General features: G+C 45.8%; 21 protein-coding genes. 17 read left to right on the top strand and 4 right to left on the bottom strand.

The features are described 5' to 3' along the window. Positions 1-3: 3 nt before the first annotated feature. On the top strand, positions 4-291 hold the full coding sequence (locus tag OA79_RS15060) for a hypothetical protein (protein WP_063334062.1): 288 nt from the start codon (positions 4-6) through the stop codon (positions 289-291). Positions 292-341: 50 nt separating this feature from the next. Here OA79_RS15060 and OA79_RS18280 read toward each other — a convergent pair whose 3' ends face one another. Beyond that, a complete protein-coding gene (locus OA79_RS18280) occupies positions 342-578 on the bottom strand; it encodes a hypothetical protein (protein WP_156486284.1) in 237 nt (78 codons plus the stop codon). Between OA79_RS18280 and OA79_RS15050 the strand changes: the two genes are divergently transcribed. Further along, entirely contained in the window at positions 563-1,732 is a 1,170-nt protein-coding gene (locus OA79_RS15050; RefSeq protein ID WP_063334060.1) for a hypothetical protein, read from the top strand. The genes OA79_RS18280 and OA79_RS15050 overlap by 16 nt on opposite strands. Position 1,733: 1 nt before the next feature. Further along, positions 1,734-2,240, top strand: coding sequence for a phage major tail tube protein (locus OA79_RS15045; RefSeq protein ID WP_063334059.1), 507 nt, complete (start codon positions 1,734-1,736; stop codon positions 2,238-2,240). Positions 2,241-2,282: 42 nt separating this feature from the next. Here the strand turns inward: OA79_RS15045 and OA79_RS18275 are convergent, their stop codons facing one another. Beyond that, positions 2,283-2,555 (bottom strand): hypothetical protein, encoded by a 273-nt coding sequence (locus tag OA79_RS18275; RefSeq protein WP_156486283.1) that lies wholly within the window; start codon positions 2,553-2,555, stop codon positions 2,283-2,285. Positions 2,556-2,573: 18 nt separating this feature from the next. Between OA79_RS18275 and OA79_RS18270 the strand changes: the two genes are divergently transcribed. The 4 genes from OA79_RS18270 to OA79_RS15025 all read left to right on the top strand — a co-directional run bounded on the left by OA79_RS18270 (position 2,574) and on the right by OA79_RS15025 (position 6,960). After that, a complete protein-coding gene (locus tag OA79_RS18270) occupies positions 2,574-2,885 on the top strand; it encodes a phage tail assembly protein (RefSeq protein ID WP_156486282.1) in 312 nt (103 codons plus the stop codon). A gap of 131 nt (positions 2,886-3,016) precedes the next feature. Next, complete coding sequence (locus OA79_RS15035) at positions 3,017-5,983, top strand: phage tail tape measure protein (RefSeq protein ID WP_063334057.1); 2,967 nt, start codon at positions 3,017-3,019, stop codon at positions 5,981-5,983. A gap of 222 nt (positions 5,984-6,205) precedes the next feature. Then, the gene (locus OA79_RS15030; RefSeq protein ID WP_063334056.1) at positions 6,206-6,415 is read left to right on the top strand and encodes a hypothetical protein; all 210 of its coding nucleotides are present in this window, start codon (positions 6,206-6,208) and stop codon (positions 6,413-6,415) included. Next, the gene (locus OA79_RS15025) at positions 6,412-6,960 is read left to right on the top strand and encodes a hypothetical protein (RefSeq protein ID WP_063334055.1); all 549 of its coding nucleotides are present in this window, start codon (positions 6,412-6,414) and stop codon (positions 6,958-6,960) included. The genes OA79_RS15030 and OA79_RS15025 overlap by 4 nt, the downstream gene beginning before the upstream one ends. A 168-nt stretch (positions 6,961-7,128) precedes the next feature. Here OA79_RS15025 and OA79_RS15020 read toward each other — a convergent pair whose 3' ends face one another. Further along, positions 7,129-9,372 carry a restriction endonuclease gene (locus OA79_RS15020; RefSeq protein WP_063334054.1) on the bottom strand — a complete coding sequence of 748 codons (2,244 nt, stop codon included), beginning with the start codon at positions 9,370-9,372 and terminating at the stop codon, positions 7,129-7,131. Positions 9,373-9,699: 327 nt separating this feature from the next. On the opposite strand from OA79_RS15020, the gene OA79_RS15015 reads away from it, so the two are divergent. From OA79_RS15015 to OA79_RS14970, 10 genes are all read left to right on the top strand, one after another. Beyond that, positions 9,700-10,302 (top strand): Rha family transcriptional regulator, encoded by a 603-nt coding sequence (locus tag OA79_RS15015; protein ID WP_063334053.1) that lies wholly within the window; start codon positions 9,700-9,702, stop codon positions 10,300-10,302. 109 nt (positions 10,303-10,411) lie between these two features. Continuing rightward, positions 10,412-10,780: a hypothetical protein gene (locus OA79_RS15010; RefSeq protein WP_063334052.1), complete on the top strand. Its 369-nt coding sequence runs from the start codon at positions 10,412-10,414 to the stop codon at positions 10,778-10,780. A gap of 230 nt (positions 10,781-11,010) precedes the next feature. After that, complete coding sequence (locus tag OA79_RS15005) at positions 11,011-11,304, top strand: hypothetical protein (protein WP_063334051.1); 294 nt, start codon at positions 11,011-11,013, stop codon at positions 11,302-11,304. 95 nt (positions 11,305-11,399) lie between these two features. Further along, positions 11,400-11,849 (top strand): pyridoxamine 5'-phosphate oxidase family protein, encoded by a 450-nt coding sequence (locus OA79_RS15000; protein WP_063334050.1) that lies wholly within the window; start codon positions 11,400-11,402, stop codon positions 11,847-11,849. A gap of 342 nt (positions 11,850-12,191) precedes the next feature. After that, the gene (locus OA79_RS18575; RefSeq protein ID WP_331709330.1) at positions 12,192-12,362 is read left to right on the top strand and encodes a hypothetical protein; all 171 of its coding nucleotides are present in this window, start codon (positions 12,192-12,194) and stop codon (positions 12,360-12,362) included. A gap of 494 nt (positions 12,363-12,856) precedes the next feature. Further along, entirely contained in the window at positions 12,857-13,759 is a 903-nt protein-coding gene (locus tag OA79_RS14990; protein ID WP_063334048.1) for a hypothetical protein, read from the top strand. Positions 13,760-13,956: 197 nt separating this feature from the next. After that, complete coding sequence (locus OA79_RS14985; protein WP_024022801.1) at positions 13,957-14,349, top strand: phage tail protein; 393 nt, start codon at positions 13,957-13,959, stop codon at positions 14,347-14,349. After that, positions 14,333-14,542, top strand: a complete 210-nt coding sequence (locus OA79_RS14980) for a tail protein X (protein ID WP_063334047.1) — start codon at positions 14,333-14,335, stop codon at positions 14,540-14,542. Before OA79_RS14985 ends, OA79_RS14980 begins: the two co-directional genes overlap by 17 nt. Positions 14,543-14,574: 32 nt before the next feature. Continuing rightward, positions 14,575-15,405 carry a contractile injection system protein, VgrG/Pvc8 family gene (locus OA79_RS14975; RefSeq protein WP_231908885.1) on the top strand — a complete coding sequence of 277 codons (831 nt, stop codon included), beginning with the start codon at positions 14,575-14,577 and terminating at the stop codon, positions 15,403-15,405. Between the two features lie 399 nt (positions 15,406-15,804). Next, positions 15,805-16,215 carry a putative adhesin gene (locus OA79_RS14970; protein ID WP_063334046.1) on the top strand — a complete coding sequence of 137 codons (411 nt, stop codon included), beginning with the start codon at positions 15,805-15,807 and terminating at the stop codon, positions 16,213-16,215. A gap of 79 nt (positions 16,216-16,294) precedes the next feature. Here OA79_RS14970 and OA79_RS18620 read toward each other — a convergent pair whose 3' ends face one another. Next, a complete protein-coding gene (locus tag OA79_RS18620) occupies positions 16,295-16,381 on the bottom strand; it encodes a hypothetical protein (protein WP_442919194.1) in 87 nt (28 codons plus the stop codon). Positions 16,382-16,390 lie beyond the last annotated feature (9 nt).

The raw sequence follows: 16,390 nt of genomic DNA, 5'->3' as shown, positions 1-16,390 counted from the left end.
TTTATGAGTATGAATAAACATCCAAATGACGATGGCCAAGAGCTTTATGAGGAAATTGATTCAAAAAAGGTATTGTTCACACCTTATCAGCGTTATTGTCATTTTGATTTTATGGAGAATCAGAAAAAATACGAAAAGATTGCTATTTTAGAGTCTCGAAAAAATGTATATAAGTCTGAAGCCGACCCGCTCTACATGGAGTGGCAATACGACCAAACGGACGAAGCCGAGCAAGCGTGGCGTGACAAAGTAGCTGAAATCAAAGCGCGCTATCCCTTACCAACGGAATAGTCATTTCCCCAATTTAAAGAATCAAACACCCAGCCGCGCAAGCGGTTTTTTTACGTCTGGAGAAAGCCATGACCACCAAAAAGCCCGCCACCACGCGGCAAACATACCAAGTAAAAGCCCCGTACCGCTGCCCAAATACCCATCATTGGCACCAAGTGGGTGACAGCGTCGAGCTGCTTCCCAGCGAAGCCGATTTCCTCATGCTTAGCGGCAAAATCGCCCCAACGGTCGATGCCAACAAAAGCGCCACCAAAACCAAAGGAGAGGCCTAATGCCAGAAATCGCATCCTTCGTACACAACGGCATCAGCGTACAAACCCACTCAGCGCCACCGCCAATGGGGCCATTAGGCGGTGTTGTCATTGGCATCGTGGGTACCGCCCCCGACGCCCATGAAAGTTACGCCAAAAACACCCCCATCCGCATTGCCAACATGGCCGCCGCGGCCAAACTCGACACAACAGGCGACGAACGCGGCACACTGTGGCGTACCTGCTACGAACTCCTGCGCATCGTCTCCGTTCCCATCTACGCAATTATCGTAGAAGAAGGCAACGACACCGCCGACACCACCAACAACATCCTCGGCAAAATTGACCCAGCAACAGGCCAGCGAACCGGCATCCAAGCCCTAGCCGACTGCATGGAAGTCCCCACTCACATTGCCGCACCAGGGTTCAACACCAAACCCGTTGCCGATGCAATGGCCGCCATGGGCAAACGCCTCTTTGCCATCCCAGTGGGAGACGGCCCAAACACCAACGACAACCAAGCCGTCGAATACTCCAAAAGCCTAGGGGGCGAAGGCACAGGCTACGACGCATTCTATCTAGTCGACCCGTTCGTCTCCGTCTACAGCCAAGCCGCCAAAGGCAACGTCTACTTCTCAGGTGCTGCCATCGCCCTCACATGCTTTGCACGCGTCAACCCATGGGAAAGTCCAGCAAAAGGCGGCATGGGCGTACTGATCGACGGAACCGCGCGCACCATCGACTACAACATCATGGACAAAGCCACCAACGGCGACCTAATGAACCGCTTTGGCTTATCCTACTTTGCCCGCACCTCACTGGGAGGCTTCTCACTCATAGGCAACCGCTGTGTCATGGGTCGCTTCGTATCACAAGTCGGGCTCGAATACGCCATCATTCGCAAACTGGCCAAAACCGCCCAGCGCGCCATGGCTCGTAACCTCAGCGAATCCTTCATGAACCAAGAAATTGAAAAGCTCAACTTCTGGCTCAAATCCCTACAGGCCGACGAAACCATAATGGGCGCACAAGTTTACCTGCACCCAACCCTCAACAACGTCGAAAACTACACCAACGGTGAATGGCACATCGCCATCAAATACCACGGCTACGCGCCAAACGAACACATGGTGTACCACCTAATCGAAGACGTAGGCATCGTCGAATCATTCCTAGAAGGAGTTCTCTAACATGGCAGGACAACGCACCCGCATCAGCCGCATGGCCATCATCAACGGTGAACCGCTCATCAAAGAACTGGACGAATTTACCCCACCCGAAGTCAAAAAAACCATGCAAGAAACCCGTGGAGGCTCCTTCATTCCCGGTGAAATCATGGTCGGCCTCGAAAAAATGACCGCCAAATACAAAATCAAAGGCGCCAACCAAGCCCTGCTGTCAGCCTTCGGCTTAGCCGATGGCGAAATGTGCCAGGTCAACGTCAACGAATCCCACCAAGATGAAGACGGCAACCACTTCGCCATCAAATACAGCATCACAGGGGAAATCACCGGCGTCACCGAAGCCGCCAGCAAAATGGGCGAACTGCCAGACCACGAAATCGAAATGACCGTCAGCGCCTACAAAAAAACCGAAGCGGGCAAAACCATCTACGAAATCGACCGTAACGCCCAAATCCTCAACCTTGGCAACGGTGACCTACTGGCCGCCCACCGCCGCAACGTCGGCTTACCATAAGCCTTCGTTAGCAAAACCGATCATCCCAAACCACAGCGCCACCTAAACCACTAGGTGGCAACCCCCAACACAAAAAAGAGAAACCCTATGTTCCAACCACCAACCCACACACTCGTTTGGCCAACCAAAAGCGACAAAGACGAACCCATCACCCGCGTGCATTGCCAAACCCTCACCATGGGCCAGCACCGCGAACTGTCCCAACAGCACAAAGACAACGACACCCAACTCATCCGTGCCTGCATCAGCGCCAGCACCAGCCTCAGCGACAAAGAAATCAAAAGCCTCGTCACCCCAGACTACACCAGCATCCAAAACCACGTCCTAGAACTCATGAACAACACCGCCAGCCAGCTCATAGAAGGCGAGTTCGACAACACCGCGCCAACCTTACTCATCCCCATCCAAAGCGACAGCGGCCAACAGAAAACCCAATACACCCTCAAACCGCCCACCGTTGCCACCACCGACCTAATGGACACCCACACCAACGAATGGGAGCGCACCATCTTCATCAGCTCAAGCTGCACAGGCTTCAGCCAAAGCGAACTAGAACGCCTCAGCCTGCCAGACTGGAACCAACTGCAAGAGCGACTCATCGATTTTTTGCAACAACCGGCGGCTTACTTTCACCCAAAGACATAGAAACCCTAACCGACGTCATCCCGCTGGTTTACCACGTACCACCGTCTGAAATCTTAAACTGGCGCATCGACGAAGCCATGCGCCGCTACCACCTAGCCGCCGCCAAACTAGGAATACAAAAGAGGTAAACCGTGGCTGACTCCAAAATCTCCATCGCACTCTCCGCCGTCGACAAATTCACCAAACCCGCCAAAAACATCATCCAAACAGCAGGGAAGCTAGAACACCAAATCACCCAAACCGACCAACACCTAAAAGGCCTAAGCGACCAACAAAGCCTCATCACCCGCTTCAAAAAACTCACCGCAGGCCTAGACCAAACCCGCGCGGCCATGAAACAAGCCGCCCAACAAACCAACCAACTCAAACAAAACCAAACCAACGCCAAAGCCGCACTGGCACAACACACCAAAGACCTAGCCCAAGCCGAGCGCAACGTCATAAAACTGGCCGAAGCCCAAGGCGCACAATCACAACAGCTAGCCCAAGCCAAACAACACGTAAAAGAACTCACCCAAGCCCAAAGTGCCGCCACAAAACAACGCTCGGCCGAACTGGCCAACGCCCAAAAACAAGCCCTAAACGCTGCCAAAGCCTACGGTGCCGAGTCCAAGCAAGCCAAAGTCGCCACCGCCAAAGTAAAACAACTTACCAGCGCAAAAGCCGCCGCCGCAAAACAACAAGCGATCGAACTGGCCAACGCCCAACAAAACGCCCAAAAAGCGGCCGCCGCCTACGGTGCGCACTCACAACAAGTCAAAGCCGCCACCGCCAAGGTACAACAACTCACCCAAGCCAAAAAAGCCGCCGAAAAAGCCTACAAACAAGAACAAGCCCAGCTCAAAAACGCCCAACTCAAAAGCACCCAGCTTACCAACGCCTACGGCAAACAAGCCAAAGAACTAGGCGGCCTCAAGCGCGACATGAGCAGCGCTGGCATAAAAATGAATTCACTTGGCGCACAAGAACTCAAACTCGCCAAACAAACCGACCAAGCCAGCCAGGCACTGGACCGCCAAAAAGCCAAACTGCAAAAAATCCAAACCCTAAAAGGGCGCATAGCAGACAGAAACGCCCAAAAAAGCGAACTCATCGGCCAAGCCGTTGGCCTCACCCTAAAAGCCGCGCCACTCATCATGGCAGGCAAACGCGCCGTCGATTACGAAAACACCTTTGCCGACGTCAAAAAAGTCGTCAACTTCACCGACCAAAAAGAAGAAGCCCAATACCGCACAGAAATGATGAAACTGGCAGGGCGGCTAGGCGTAGAACAAAAAGGCATCGCCGACATCGTCACCGCCGCAGGCCAATCCGGCATCGAAAAAGACCAACTCTTACAATTTGCCGAATCCGCCACCAAAATGAGCGTCGCGTGGGACGTATCCGCCGAAGAAGCCGGCAGCACACTCGCCACATGGCGCGCCGCCATGGGCCTCACCCAAAAGCACGCCCTAGACCTAGCCGACAGCACCAACTACCTCAGCAACAACATGAACGCCAAGGCAAAAGACATTGCCGCCGTCATGGTACGCCAAGGCTCCACCGCCATGGGCGCAGGCTTAAATTACAACCAAACCGCCGCTTTGTCTGCCAGCCTCATTGCAGGTGGTGCGACTCAAGAGGTCGCGGCCACCGCCCTGAAAAACATCACCGGACGACTCACATCAGGCTACGCCGCCACCGCCGCCCAGCAAGATGCCATGGGGCGCATCGGCTTCAATGCTGAAGAACTAGCGGACATGATGCAGCAAGACGCCCAAGGTACCCTTGTGGAAGTCATGCGAGGCTTGCAAGACGTCAACGCCACAGACCGAGGCGCAGTGATTTCGCAGCTCTTTGGGGAAGAAGTAAAAGGCGCCGTTGCCAAACTCGTCACCACACTGGACGACGATAAAAACGGCCTCGTCGCCGCCTTTGCCAAAGTCGCCAACCAAGCCGATCGCACCAACAGCGTCAACGACGAATACGCCAACCGCGCCGCCACCCGTGGCCACAAACTCGCCATGCTCGGTGCCAAATTCGACCGCATGACCATCGTACTGGGCGACCGACTCTTGCCCGTGCTCGATGCCGTCTTGCCGCCGCTCATGTCCGTGGTGGACAGCGTGGCCAACTTTGCCGAAGCCAACCCGCAACTCACCAGCAGCTTGCTTGGCGTCGCCGCGGCCATCGCCGTCGTAAAAGCCGGTGCCATCGCCTTCAAACTCGCCAAACTCACCTTGGGCAACGGGCGTGACCGACTCAACCTTGGCAAAACCAAACTCAACCTAAGCACAGACCAAACCACCCAAAGCGCCAACCGAGCATCCCGCTCACTGGATCGCCTAAACCGCAAACTCAACAGCCTCGGCGCAGGCGCGGGCTATGGCGGAAGAGTAGCAAGAAGGGCAGGCGCAAGAACAACTAAAAGAGGAAACACACTAGGAAACAGCCGAACAAGCAACCGACTCGCAGGCCTACGCGCCTACGAAAACCAAATAGCAGACCGCAACAGCCCAACTAAACGCGCCAACGCAGGTGGCCGCTTTGGCAGGTTGGGCAAGTTAGGAAAACTCAGTGGCTTAAAAGGCGCAGGGCGATTCTTCCGACCACTCGACATGGCCATGCAAGGCGTCAGCCTCGCTTCGGCCATGTCTGGCGGCACCTGCACCGAAATAGGCGCCACCGCAGGGGACATGCTCGGCGGCATGGGCGGAGCCGCCGCAGGTGGCCTAGCAGGCGCGGCCATTGGCTCCGTTGTCCCCGTGATCGGCACCGCCATTGGTGGCCTCGTTGGCTCCATCGCGGGCGGTATGGGTGGCGGTTCTTTAGGCGAGTGGATCGGCAGCAAAATTGGCACATGGTTCTCAGACGACAAAACCGACCAACCCGCACCAGACGCCGTCGCCAAGCAAAGCCAACAGCTACAAAACAACAACAAAAGCATGACCTTCGCGCCAGTGCTCCACTTAACGCCAACAGGCAACCCAGCCTACGACCAACAAGTCAGCGACCAAGTGATAGCAAGACTCAAAGCCGAATTTGCACATGGCATGATGGGCAATATGGACGTCGTCACAAGGGCGGATGGGAGCTTGACGGATAAGCGGGGGAGTTAGGGAAGGTTTCATACGTAGGTTGTTAGATGTTTCAAAAAATAAGAAATGCACTTAATTATGTTAATTTATATGTTGACGACTCCGTCACTTTAGTGCGAAATACACATAGTGTGTAGATAACTAGCTCCATCGTTTTTGTCTATTATGTAGCTAGTTACCCAAAGTTTTGCCAGTTTATTCGCACTATCTAGTGCATATTAAATTGACTATGGAGTACGTGATATGAGTAATTTCTTAAGAGGAATGGGGAGTGTTTTAAACTTTTTTCCTCGGACAGATTATATGGCATTGGTGCCTAAAAAAGGTGAAATCCATCGTAGAGCCACTGAAAGATTTTCCTCCGACTTTAATTTGGCGTTTAAGAAACAAGCCGAGTTTGTAGATGGTCGCGCTTATCTTAAGAATGTTAAAAAAGGTATTCCAGCCCAATGAGTGATAGGCAGGAAGAAGCCCAAGAAGATCGCCAAATTGTTGATCAAGAGATTGAAAAACTTAAAGAAAGCGAGCCTTTATCTGTTGTCATGGAAGATATTCCAGATGTAGAAAGGATTGTTCGTGAAAATCCTGAAGAACGCCGTAAGGTGATGATGGCAGTTCGATCAGAACAGCATTCAGGTCCATTTCCCCCGCCTGCTCATTTAGAGCACTATGAAAGGGTTTATGAAGGCTTCACCAAAGAAACCTTTGAAATGATGCGTGAAAATGCAGAGCGGGAAGAAAGAATCATCACCAAAGCGCAGGAGAATGAGTACAATGAATCTAAGTGGAATAGAAATGCAGCAATAACTGTAGTTTTACTGGTTTTATTGGCAATTGTTTATCTTGCTGACAAAGGTCATATAGCAGTCCCTATTGGTCTAAGTACTGTACTAGTTGCTCTCGCTATTGCCTTTTTGTTAGGACAAAAAAATAGGGCGTTTGACCCTAATGCGAGCAAGCCTGATAAAGGCAAAATTAAAGAAGACACTGAAGAATAACCCGCAGTAGCGGTTTTTTTGTATCTGTTATTTTGGGTAATCAAATATAAGTTTGGGATCAGATGAAAATAGATTGGTTTTTTATCTGATTCCAAATAGCATGAAATGATAATGATATTAATAGGACACTCCATAAGAGTGTCTTTTTTTCAAGTAAGGCGCCTTTAATTACTCTCTTTCGAATATACTATCAATCTCAGAATCATCATTATCCTCAAAATCATTAGAAAGGCTGTTTTTTGCATCATTATATTGATCATCGTCTACAAATCGATCTAAAATTGAATCGTCAATAAACTCATAATTCCGTAAATTGTTTTTTGATTTTAGGTCACTTAATTGTTCATCTATTAACTGTTCAAGCTCTGATGTATCATATTCGCCATATTCATCTTTATATATTTCGATACCTTCTTGGTCTGCTATTAGTTCGATTTCTGAAAATAATAAAGTGGAGAACTCATCCTCTAAAAAACCTGATAGTTCACCTCCATTTGGTTCTAAATGATTAATTAACTTTGATATTTCTTTAAGGTCTTCAATGTTATTGTTGTGATTTAAAATCAATTTTTCAAAATCATCAGATTCGTTAGGATTAAAAGAGTCTATACTTATAGTTTTTAGATTTAAATTTATGGTCTTTATTTGATGTATGTCTAGATTTTTCAATTTTGTTTTTAATGCTATTTTGAAAAGTGATAAATTTATATCATTATAAAGTCCCGTTTTGTTCATCTCTTTAATTTTATTAAGGATATAGCAATTAAAAGAGTTTTCATTTTCATTTTCAATTTCTAAATTGGAATAAATGCTTTCTATAAATTGAATTTTATGTTTTTCATTTTCATGGGATGCTGTTTTTCTGTACATTCCATTTAATGCTATTTCAATATCATTAGGAGATTTTTTAATTAAAGCTAGTCTTGATATAAGTGATGGCTCAGAAGAGTATTTTTTGAAAATATAATCTTTTATAGATGGGTCGAATAATGTGTAGTGTGATGCAGGGTAAAAAATAATTTTTTTATTTTTAATCTTTCTTTGTTCGGTTAGTTCTCTATTAATAATGGATCCAGTCAAACTTTTTATTAAATCGTTAAATGTGGGATCTTCATGAGCTGAGAGGTAATGAAAGTTTTCTAAATCATTTTCACTTATATGTCTCGATGTGAACAAAGAAATATAAATCACTAGCTCCCTTTCAATTTTTGTAAGTTGATGTTGAATTACGTGATCCCATATTTCGCTAGGATTGTTGAGTGTATCTGTAATATAAGTCCAAAAATCATCTGACAAAAAATCTCTTGTTTTATATTCATCTGTAATAAATTCAATTAACCTTGGATTGAAGTTTCGATGATCTACTATTTTTTTATAGTTCTTATTTTCATAGATCTTTTCAATTTTCGGTTTTTTTAAATTACTATACCAAATGTGATTATAAAGAATTTTTGCTTTATCTATTCTGCTTAATGAATGTATTGGGATTTCAAACTGATATGATTCAGTGTTTGTTGACTTGTAACTAGGTAGACTTGATTTTGCTTGATTTAAAATGTTGGTTCGAGTTGTAAGGATAAATTTAGTGTTTTTTGCTTCTTTCAATTCATTTATACACTTTAGTGTTCTGTTTCCACTATTGTTTAAATTGAAAATAACATCGCCAAGAAAGTCATCAAAATAAAAAATTTGCTTTTCTGATGTATTTAGTTGTTTATATAAATCACTGATATCGTCTTCAATTACGCAAAAAGAATATCCTTCTGCAATGTAATCTAATGCTAACTGTTGCGCTAGAGTTGTTTTTCCAATCCCTGGGCTTCCGTTTATAACTACAGTGTTTAAATTATTTAGCTTTTCTTTGGCATCTTCATGATTTTTTGTTCTTACATAGAGTTTTGATTTCGATAGAAAATTATTTATTTTTAATTGGTTGTTTTGGTTTTGTTTCGAATTAAATATTGTTTTTAATACTTGGGTGCTATTTATCCAAAGTTTATATGTGTTTTCTTCTATTTCCGGGTACTGTAAGAGCAAGGAATTTAATTCTGTTGCCCCAAGAATGTCTTTTGTAGATTTGATATATGGCTCTAGCTCTCGTTTTATTTCATCCTTCTGTGGTGGATTGAGAGGGACTGAGGTTGAAACTATATATCGTGAAGGGTTAAGTTTTTTTAGTTTTTTTAGTTCATCATTTTTTAGTTTATTAACGAGTGGTTTAAAGCCTGATTTCAAGTAGTGTTTTGATTGTATTATTACAGTACTTTTATCTGCTTCATGGAATCGACCATCTATTCCACCGTCCTTTCCATCTTTAAATCTCTCAATAAAAATATCTTCTCTTTTAGATATCAAGTCATTGCATAGAGATTCAAATTCATTTCCAGTAAGCTGACTAAAGTCATAAGTCATTAAGTTATCTCCTTATAAATTATTATATGTTAACTCAATATATCGGTTTTTGGTAATGTTGCAATTGACCCCACCCGAATCTTGATCTAACATTCTCCTTGCACTGGCAAAATCCAGTGCCGGGATTCGAACCCCGTTTTCACAGCGGCCTAAAACACGCAGAGCGTGTTTTTTTGTGGCCGAGATTTGCCTGTTATGGTGGGTCTTTGTTGGGCAACCTTCGGGTTGGCCGTTCCTGTGGCGGTAGTTCGAACCTGATTCAGACCCACCACCTTACTGAGATTCGAACCTCACGAGGTGGTCAACTTCATACACAGGAGGCCAAACATGGCTATGGATATTATCTCAAGCATTGACGCACCCGTTGTACAAATCACCAACGATCAAATCACCACGACTTCAACTGACATTGCCAAGTGCTTTCACAAGCGCCATGACAACCTTTTGCGCAAAATAGAAAGCCTTGAATGCAGTGCAGATTTTCATACCCTCAATTTTGAGGAGATGATAATTGATGTGGAAGTAGGCAAGGGCGCAACTCGCCAAGATCGAGCGTATCGCATCACCCGCGACGGCTTCGTCTTCTTGGCCATGGGCTTCACCGGCAGCAAAGCCGCCCAATTCAAAGAAGCCTACATCAACGCTTTCAACCAAATGGAAAAACAGCTCCACGAGCAAAAGCACCTTCCTGCCACCACCGACAACAACGCGGTCGCAGAAACGGACAAGTACCAACTGCTCAACAACATAGTGTCGTCCATGAAACTAACCAGCAACCCAGTCGTTCTGCCCGCGAGTGAAGTCACCGACCTAATCCAAGCCATCCGCATGTACCAAACCCAAATCGCCCAGCTCCGCACCCCCGACTGGGTAAACGACAACATCACCCGCGTCAAAGACTACGCCCAACGCAACTTTGTCGACTTCTAAGCAGCAAGCAACTAAAGCCCAATGTGGGCTTTAGTTGCTGTTTTTCTAGCTGTGGCCATAAGAACAATTTAGTATTAATAAACTAATGGAAAATTTTAAAGAGGACATCATGGTTAAATATTTCTCTAAGAATGTAAGCCTTGAAAATCGAGCGTTACAAATTTGGCAAATTTTGATTGGTTTTGCATTTGAGCGAAAAATCACAACGTATTTAGAAGTTGCAGATATTCTTGGATACAAAGGATCTGGCACTTTAGATAGGCAGCTCGGTCATATTCTTCATTATTGTAGTCAGAATGGATTAGCTCCATTGACTGTGTTGGTCGTTAACTCGGAAACAGGTTTACCTGGACCTGGATTTGTTACAGTTGGTGATTTACATCGAGAGAGAGAGAAGGTGTTTAATACAGATTGGTTTGACATTATTCCTCCGACACCCGAAGAATTTGCTTTAGCATGGGAAAATAGACAATTGTGATTAAAGTTAGTTGAATGCAAACACCAGACTGGGTAAACGACAACATCACCCGCGTCAAAGACTACGCCCAACGCAACTTTGTAGACTTCTAGGCGGTAACTCTTCAAGCAGTAAAAAGCCCACGAAAGTGGGCTTTAGTTGTTTTGGCTGGTAGGAAACGAGAAAGTCTTTTAGTATCAATGAACCTTTAAACGCCCATGCGCGCTATTAAACTGTTATGAGTAAAATTTATGAATAGGGAAATCGCTGAAAAAACAACACTGGCCATGCAAATGGCAAGCTGTGTTGTAGATAATCACCTACGGAATCTCCAAGACACTCTTGATAAAGAAGAGTTCAGAGTGTATGCCCAGAAAACAGGAAAGATTATGGGAGAAATATACATTGAAGTATTACAGCCCCTATGGGCCGAGTATCCTGAGTTATTGCCAAAAGGGATGGACGGTGGCGAGTACATCGTGGACGAAAAGATGTATCAAGATATTTTGGAGGTCTTACAAAAGTATGCAGCAATCAACTCATAACAAGCGCATTAAAAATCGCTCCACTACGTTGCGCTGGACGTCGCTGACGCTCCGCCTTTTATGTGGGCGTTATACACAAAAAGGATTAATATTTGATGCTTACTGAAGAAGTAAAAAAGTCGATTGATGAAAGTATTCTTTGTTGGCTAGCAACCGTTGACGATGAAGGTTCACCAAATTGCTCACCGAAGGAGATATTCACACATTTTGGTGACTCTCAAGTTGTTATAGCTAATATCGCTTCACCTGTAAGCGTAAAAAACATCGAAACTAACGTAGCTGTTTGTGTCAGCTTTGTGCATGTATTCAAGCAAAAAGGATTTAAACTTAAAGGTCATGCGAAGTATATTCCTGCAGAGAGTGCTGCTTACAGCGAACAATTGGAATTGGTTCAGTCTCTTGCGGGCGAATCCTTTCCAGTTAAGGGCATTATCGTGGTGGAGGTTTTGAGTACAAAACAAATTATTGCACCTGGGTACTACTTAGTACCCGGCACTACAGAAGAAGGCCAAGTGAAAAACGCTAAGCGTGCCTACGGTGTATAACAAAGCGCTAGCTTATAACAGACAACCACCTTTCAAACCCAGTCATATCAAGGGTGGCGCTGATTTTCCTGCTAATTCCCCGCCGTCTGACTCCAGCAACAAATCGCCCAACTAGCCTTTTAATTTAGGCAAGCACACAGGGTCAACGGCAGCATCGACACACTCAAAAAAGCCACACAACGCACCTTCGTGATATTTGGGGTCAGATGAAAAATAGCATCTAGTTTTCATCTACTCCAAACAGGTCCACGAGCAAAAACAACCACAGACAACCTAGCACTAGCGGAAACAGACAGCCATTCCCTCCAAGGAAGGCAACTGCTCAACAACATCGTCAAATCCATGCAGATACAAAGCGACCCCGTCGTCGTTCCATCAAAAGAACTCATCGACCTAATTCAAGCCGTCCGTATGTACCAACAGCAAATAGCACGACTGCAAACACCAGACTGGGTAAACGACAACATCACCCGCGTCAAAGACTACGCCCAACGTAACTTTGTCGACTTCTAAGTGGTAAGCCTTTTCAGTCAACAAAAGCAAGCCTGCGAAAGTGGGCTTTAGTTGTTGTTTTTATTTGAGTAAAGGGATAAGTTTAGTTTGGGTTAGATGAAATTGGCCATCTTAATATAGTGAAATACTAGACGAGATATTTGCTAGGGATTAAAAAGTGACTGAAAACGAACTTATTCAAGAATTGTATAAAATCCAAGACTTATGGAGCGAACAACCTCATTTGGCTAATGATTATAGCGAAGGATTGCGATTTAATGAGCTTAGAAATGAACTTAAAAGTTTACACAACATTACTGCTGAGTTTGAATTTAACTCGACAGAAAACAAGTATGTCCTAGTCTTAAAGTGAAATAAATCTTTGGGATTGGAATAAGCACATTAACATCAAAATATGCTTTAAAAGCCCACGATTGTGGGCTTTTGGTTTTTAATGAGTAATGAAGCTTAAGCAGTTTATACTTTGAATGACGTTAGATGCTTATGAGGATTAAATGACTGATCGTAGAAACCGATATACAGCCTTTGACAATTTTTCCAAAGGTTCAAAAGAGTTATTCTTGGCCTACGGGAACTCTACTGTTAAGAGTAAGCGTCTGAATGGCTTGTATTCGCTCTGTATCAGTCCGGGTGGAAGGTATGGAGGTCTTAGTAAAAAAAATGTTGATGTATTCTATGGCAATCGACCGTTTGATTCAATCATAGAAATGAGACCCGACTACCAAATGACCGAGAAATTGGAAACAGCGTACGGAGCAACTTTATCGTATCAACGAACGGATGATGGGCAAGTGTTATGCTACTTAGCTCCAGCAGGTTCAGCTAACTTTAATCACCCAGAAGACTGTATTCTTTTAGGTATGGTTAAGAACCCAGCTAAACTTGCGCATAAAACAAAGTGGCATTGGAGAATGTTTCAGGCTTATATGGAGTCCACTTGTTTGGATGGGCGACCAAGCTTATTTCAAAAAATATTGGTATCTTACCTTCGCAATTTTAAGACGTGTGTCGTAAATAAAACTGTACAAAAGCGCAGAGTGGCAGTGTTTTTAAGTGAATTAGCTAAGTACACAGTAACTGTTGGGCTCAGTGGATTTATTATTTTGATCATTACTTGGTCTAAGGACTCTATCGATAGCAACCAAACTGTTGAGAAACACCGAGAAGTGTTAAGTGTTTATTCAAATATCGCGGATAGCGCACGAGAAATAGCCAAATCTTCCGAGGTAATTGAAGCAAGAATAAAAATACTTGATCAAACGACAAGCGAAAATCTGAAGTTGCTCAATTTAGCCATTTTAGAAAGTGCTTCAAGAATAGAAAAGTCTTTAAATAATCTCAAAGAAAGTAGCGAAGCGGAAGCTAAGAGTGACGATGCGCAACATACGGGTGAATAGTGATAGAACATCATGTATCAAGTTAATCAACAGACTCAAGGGGTCGGCGCTGTTGATTTCAAGTATTTGTAAATTCGGGCTCAGACAAGCAACACCCCTAAACCTCTAAATTTAACCAAACCTAACCAAACACCCCCAAGCCCATCCCTGATGGGCTTTTTCGTTTCTGTCCTTCCATTTTTATCTAAGGAGTAATCATGCGTCAGATGATGTCGCTCGGTGGTTTTGTGTTTTCGCTCAGCGAAGGCACGCCATACGAGGGTTTGCAGCGCACTAGCGACGGCGGTTGGGTCGCGGTGGCGCGTTACGGTCAAAAGCCCATGAGCCAAAACACGGGCCAACAGTTGGAAAACATCACGGTCACAGGCACGTGGTTTCAAGGCGATGGCATGGCGAATCTCAACGCCTTACGCGCCTTACAAAACCAGCGCGCGCCCTTGGTGCTGGCCGATGGCTACGGTAACAACCTAGGCCAATGGACCATCAAACGCTTGCAAGAGAAGCAAGACAAGATCATCGACGACGGCACCGCCTTCGTCCTCGCGTTCACCCTAGAGCTAGAAGAGTACGCCAATGACAACCATCCGTAGCCGCGACGGCGACACCATATCCAACATTCTGTGGATCGCCCTAAAACGCAACGACGACGAAGCGGAAGAAGCCTTGTTCGAACACAACCCCGGTTTAGAAGCCTACGGGCCAGTGCTTCCCGCTGGCGTTGTGATCCAAATCCCCACCTTGCCAGAAAAATCAGCCGAGACGGTAACCAACATATGGGACTAAACAAACCATCCAACTATCTACCACGAGCCCGCGTGAGCGGAGCTGGCGAGCGCATCATCAATAATCGCCTGACCTCGTGGGAGCGCATCGACGCCGCAGGCACACAAAGTGACCAACTCACCTTGCACATCGACACCACAGGGCAAACAGGCTTGCCGAAAGAGGGCGCGGTGCTCACGTGGCAAGAAGGCTACGGCGACAACCTGATCGACAAAGGCCAGTTCAAAATCACCCGCATCGTGCCGACACTGTTTCCGCCCAGCGTCACCATAGTGGCCACCGCCGCGCCGTTTCAGGTAGACGACACCACCGGCTTTAAAGAGCGCCGCACACGCACCTTCGAAAACGTCACCCTTGCCGACCTGTTCCGCCAAGTCGTCACGCCCCATGGATTCAGCCCACGGGTGGCCAAAGAGTTTGAAAGCGTCCTCCTCGAGCACATGGACCAAACCGACGAAACCGACAGCGCCTTCTTAACCCGCATCGCACGGGAACGGGACGCCATCGCCAAACCCGTCAACGACCTGTACGTCCTCGCCAAACGGGGCCAAGTGAACACCATCACAGGGCAAGCCATCCCGCCCGTCGTCGTCGGCGTACCCAGCCAGAACACACCGAGCCAAGGTCACTTCATCAACTGCCAACTCGACCGACCCAGCCGCAGCGCCATCACCGGCGTCAAAGCCAACTGGACAAACCACAACACAGGGGAAGAACACACGGTACAAGTCGGCACCGCACTATATAAGAAACTACGCCAAAGCTACGACAACCCAACCAGCGCCCAACAAGCCTGCCAAGACGACCTCATCAAAAGCCAACGCCAAGGCTCCAGCGTCACACTCGAAGCTCTTATTGACTAGGTATGGGCAACCCAACTCGTTGTAGAAGGCATCCTCACCCTAAACGACACCTTCCCACCGGAAATGAAAGGCAACTGGAGCATAGACAAAGTCACCGCACGCGGCGACAGCAAAGCAGGGTATCGGTGTACCGTGGTGGCGAGTGAGGTGGTTTGAGTTTAATTTAACTCTTGACCCTAATTATTATTGTCACTTTCCTAAGAAACACAGAAAAAGTCGTTTACTTTGCCAAGTCTCAGAAAAGCCGAATTACTAATATAAAGCCAGTGGAAGTGATCTTTTGCACTTCCCAGATATAAAGCGCAATTATTGTCTAACAAATAACTACATCAGGAAGTCGCAAGCGTCGTTTCTTCTTGAGGCGTTGAAAAACAAATCTTTAATTTAAGGAGGCAAAATATGAACTATATCGTTTCAGGTCATGGTGGACGTTGGGAAACGCCAACTCATGAGGTATGGCTCCCAGAACACTTATCTGTAAATTTCTTTGTTAATGATGGAGAAATTATATCTAACCAAGCTGCGTGGCCAATTTACAACCATTTACTAGCAGGAGACGAAAAGTCAGTGCAAGGAAAAATTGTCAGATCAGTTCCATCTGGTGAAAAGGCATATAATTATTCTTGCTGGTATTATCCTGAATTAGGACGAAACTCTGGTGTATTTAAAGTGGGCGCAGGTACCACGGATAATCCAATAATTGATCTTTCTTATTACACCAGTGACAATCCACTGACGTTAGATGCGATGTTTGATTTATTGCCTGAGCCAGGAGTTATATATTGGGTTACATGTCAATCTATGAGTTGAATTTTATGCCTAACAATACATAAATTCGGACGACAAAAAGCTACGCTGTGAGGTTGCCACAATAAAACGGATAAAATAATTAAGAGGCATACTGAGCCTCATAATCAACTGGCGCTACGTAATCTAAAAATGCATGACGCCGCTTTCGGTTATAAAATACTTCAATGTATTCAAA

Source organism: Marinomonas sp. TW1 (assembly GCF_001625355.1).
In the GTDB taxonomy this organism is placed as follows: Bacteria; Pseudomonadota; Gammaproteobacteria; order Pseudomonadales; family Marinomonadaceae; genus Marinomonas.
The sequence above is the reverse complement of the archived record's forward strand: the minus strand, read 5'-3'. Positions and strand labels throughout refer to the sequence as shown.

Excerpts from the sequence above, each read along its gene's own strand:
- OA79_RS18270 (WP_156486282.1), top strand. The coding sequence starts at position 2,574 with ATGAACAACACCGCCAGCCAGCTCATAGAAGGCGAGTTCGACAACACC.
- OA79_RS15030 (WP_063334056.1), top strand. The coding sequence starts at position 6,206 with ATGAGTAATTTCTTAAGAGGAATGGGGAGTGTTTTAAACTTTTTTCCT.
- OA79_RS15050 (WP_063334060.1), top strand. The coding sequence starts at position 563 with ATGCCAGAAATCGCATCCTTCGTACACAACGGCATCAGCGTACAAACC.
- OA79_RS15060 (WP_063334062.1), top strand. The coding sequence starts at position 4 with ATGAGTATGAATAAACATCCAAATGACGATGGCCAAGAGCTTTATGAG.
- OA79_RS18575 (WP_331709330.1), top strand. The coding sequence starts at position 12,192 with ATGCAGATACAAAGCGACCCCGTCGTCGTTCCATCAAAAGAACTCATC.
- OA79_RS15045 (WP_063334059.1), top strand. The coding sequence starts at position 1,734 with ATGGCAGGACAACGCACCCGCATCAGCCGCATGGCCATCATCAACGGT.
- OA79_RS14970 (WP_063334046.1), top strand. The coding sequence starts at position 15,805 with ATGAACTATATCGTTTCAGGTCATGGTGGACGTTGGGAAACGCCAACT.
- OA79_RS15000 (WP_063334050.1), top strand. The coding sequence starts at position 11,400 with ATGCTTACTGAAGAAGTAAAAAAGTCGATTGATGAAAGTATTCTTTGT.
- OA79_RS14985 (WP_024022801.1), top strand. The coding sequence starts at position 13,957 with ATGCGTCAGATGATGTCGCTCGGTGGTTTTGTGTTTTCGCTCAGCGAA.
- OA79_RS15015 (WP_063334053.1), top strand. The coding sequence starts at position 9,700 with ATGGCTATGGATATTATCTCAAGCATTGACGCACCCGTTGTACAAATC.
- OA79_RS15005 (WP_063334051.1), top strand. The coding sequence starts at position 11,011 with ATGAATAGGGAAATCGCTGAAAAAACAACACTGGCCATGCAAATGGCA.
- OA79_RS15025 (WP_063334055.1), top strand. The coding sequence starts at position 6,412 with ATGAGTGATAGGCAGGAAGAAGCCCAAGAAGATCGCCAAATTGTTGAT.
- OA79_RS18280 (WP_156486284.1), bottom strand. The coding sequence starts at position 578 with ATGCGATTTCTGGCATTAGGCCTCTCCTTTGGTTTTGGTGGCGCTTTT.
- OA79_RS14980 (WP_063334047.1), top strand. The coding sequence starts at position 14,333 with ATGACAACCATCCGTAGCCGCGACGGCGACACCATATCCAACATTCTG.
- OA79_RS14990 (WP_063334048.1), top strand. The coding sequence starts at position 12,857 with ATGACTGATCGTAGAAACCGATATACAGCCTTTGACAATTTTTCCAAA.
- OA79_RS15010 (WP_063334052.1), top strand. The coding sequence starts at position 10,412 with ATGGTTAAATATTTCTCTAAGAATGTAAGCCTTGAAAATCGAGCGTTA.
- OA79_RS15020 (WP_063334054.1), bottom strand. The coding sequence starts at position 9,372 with ATGACTTATGACTTTAGTCAGCTTACTGGAAATGAATTTGAATCTCTA.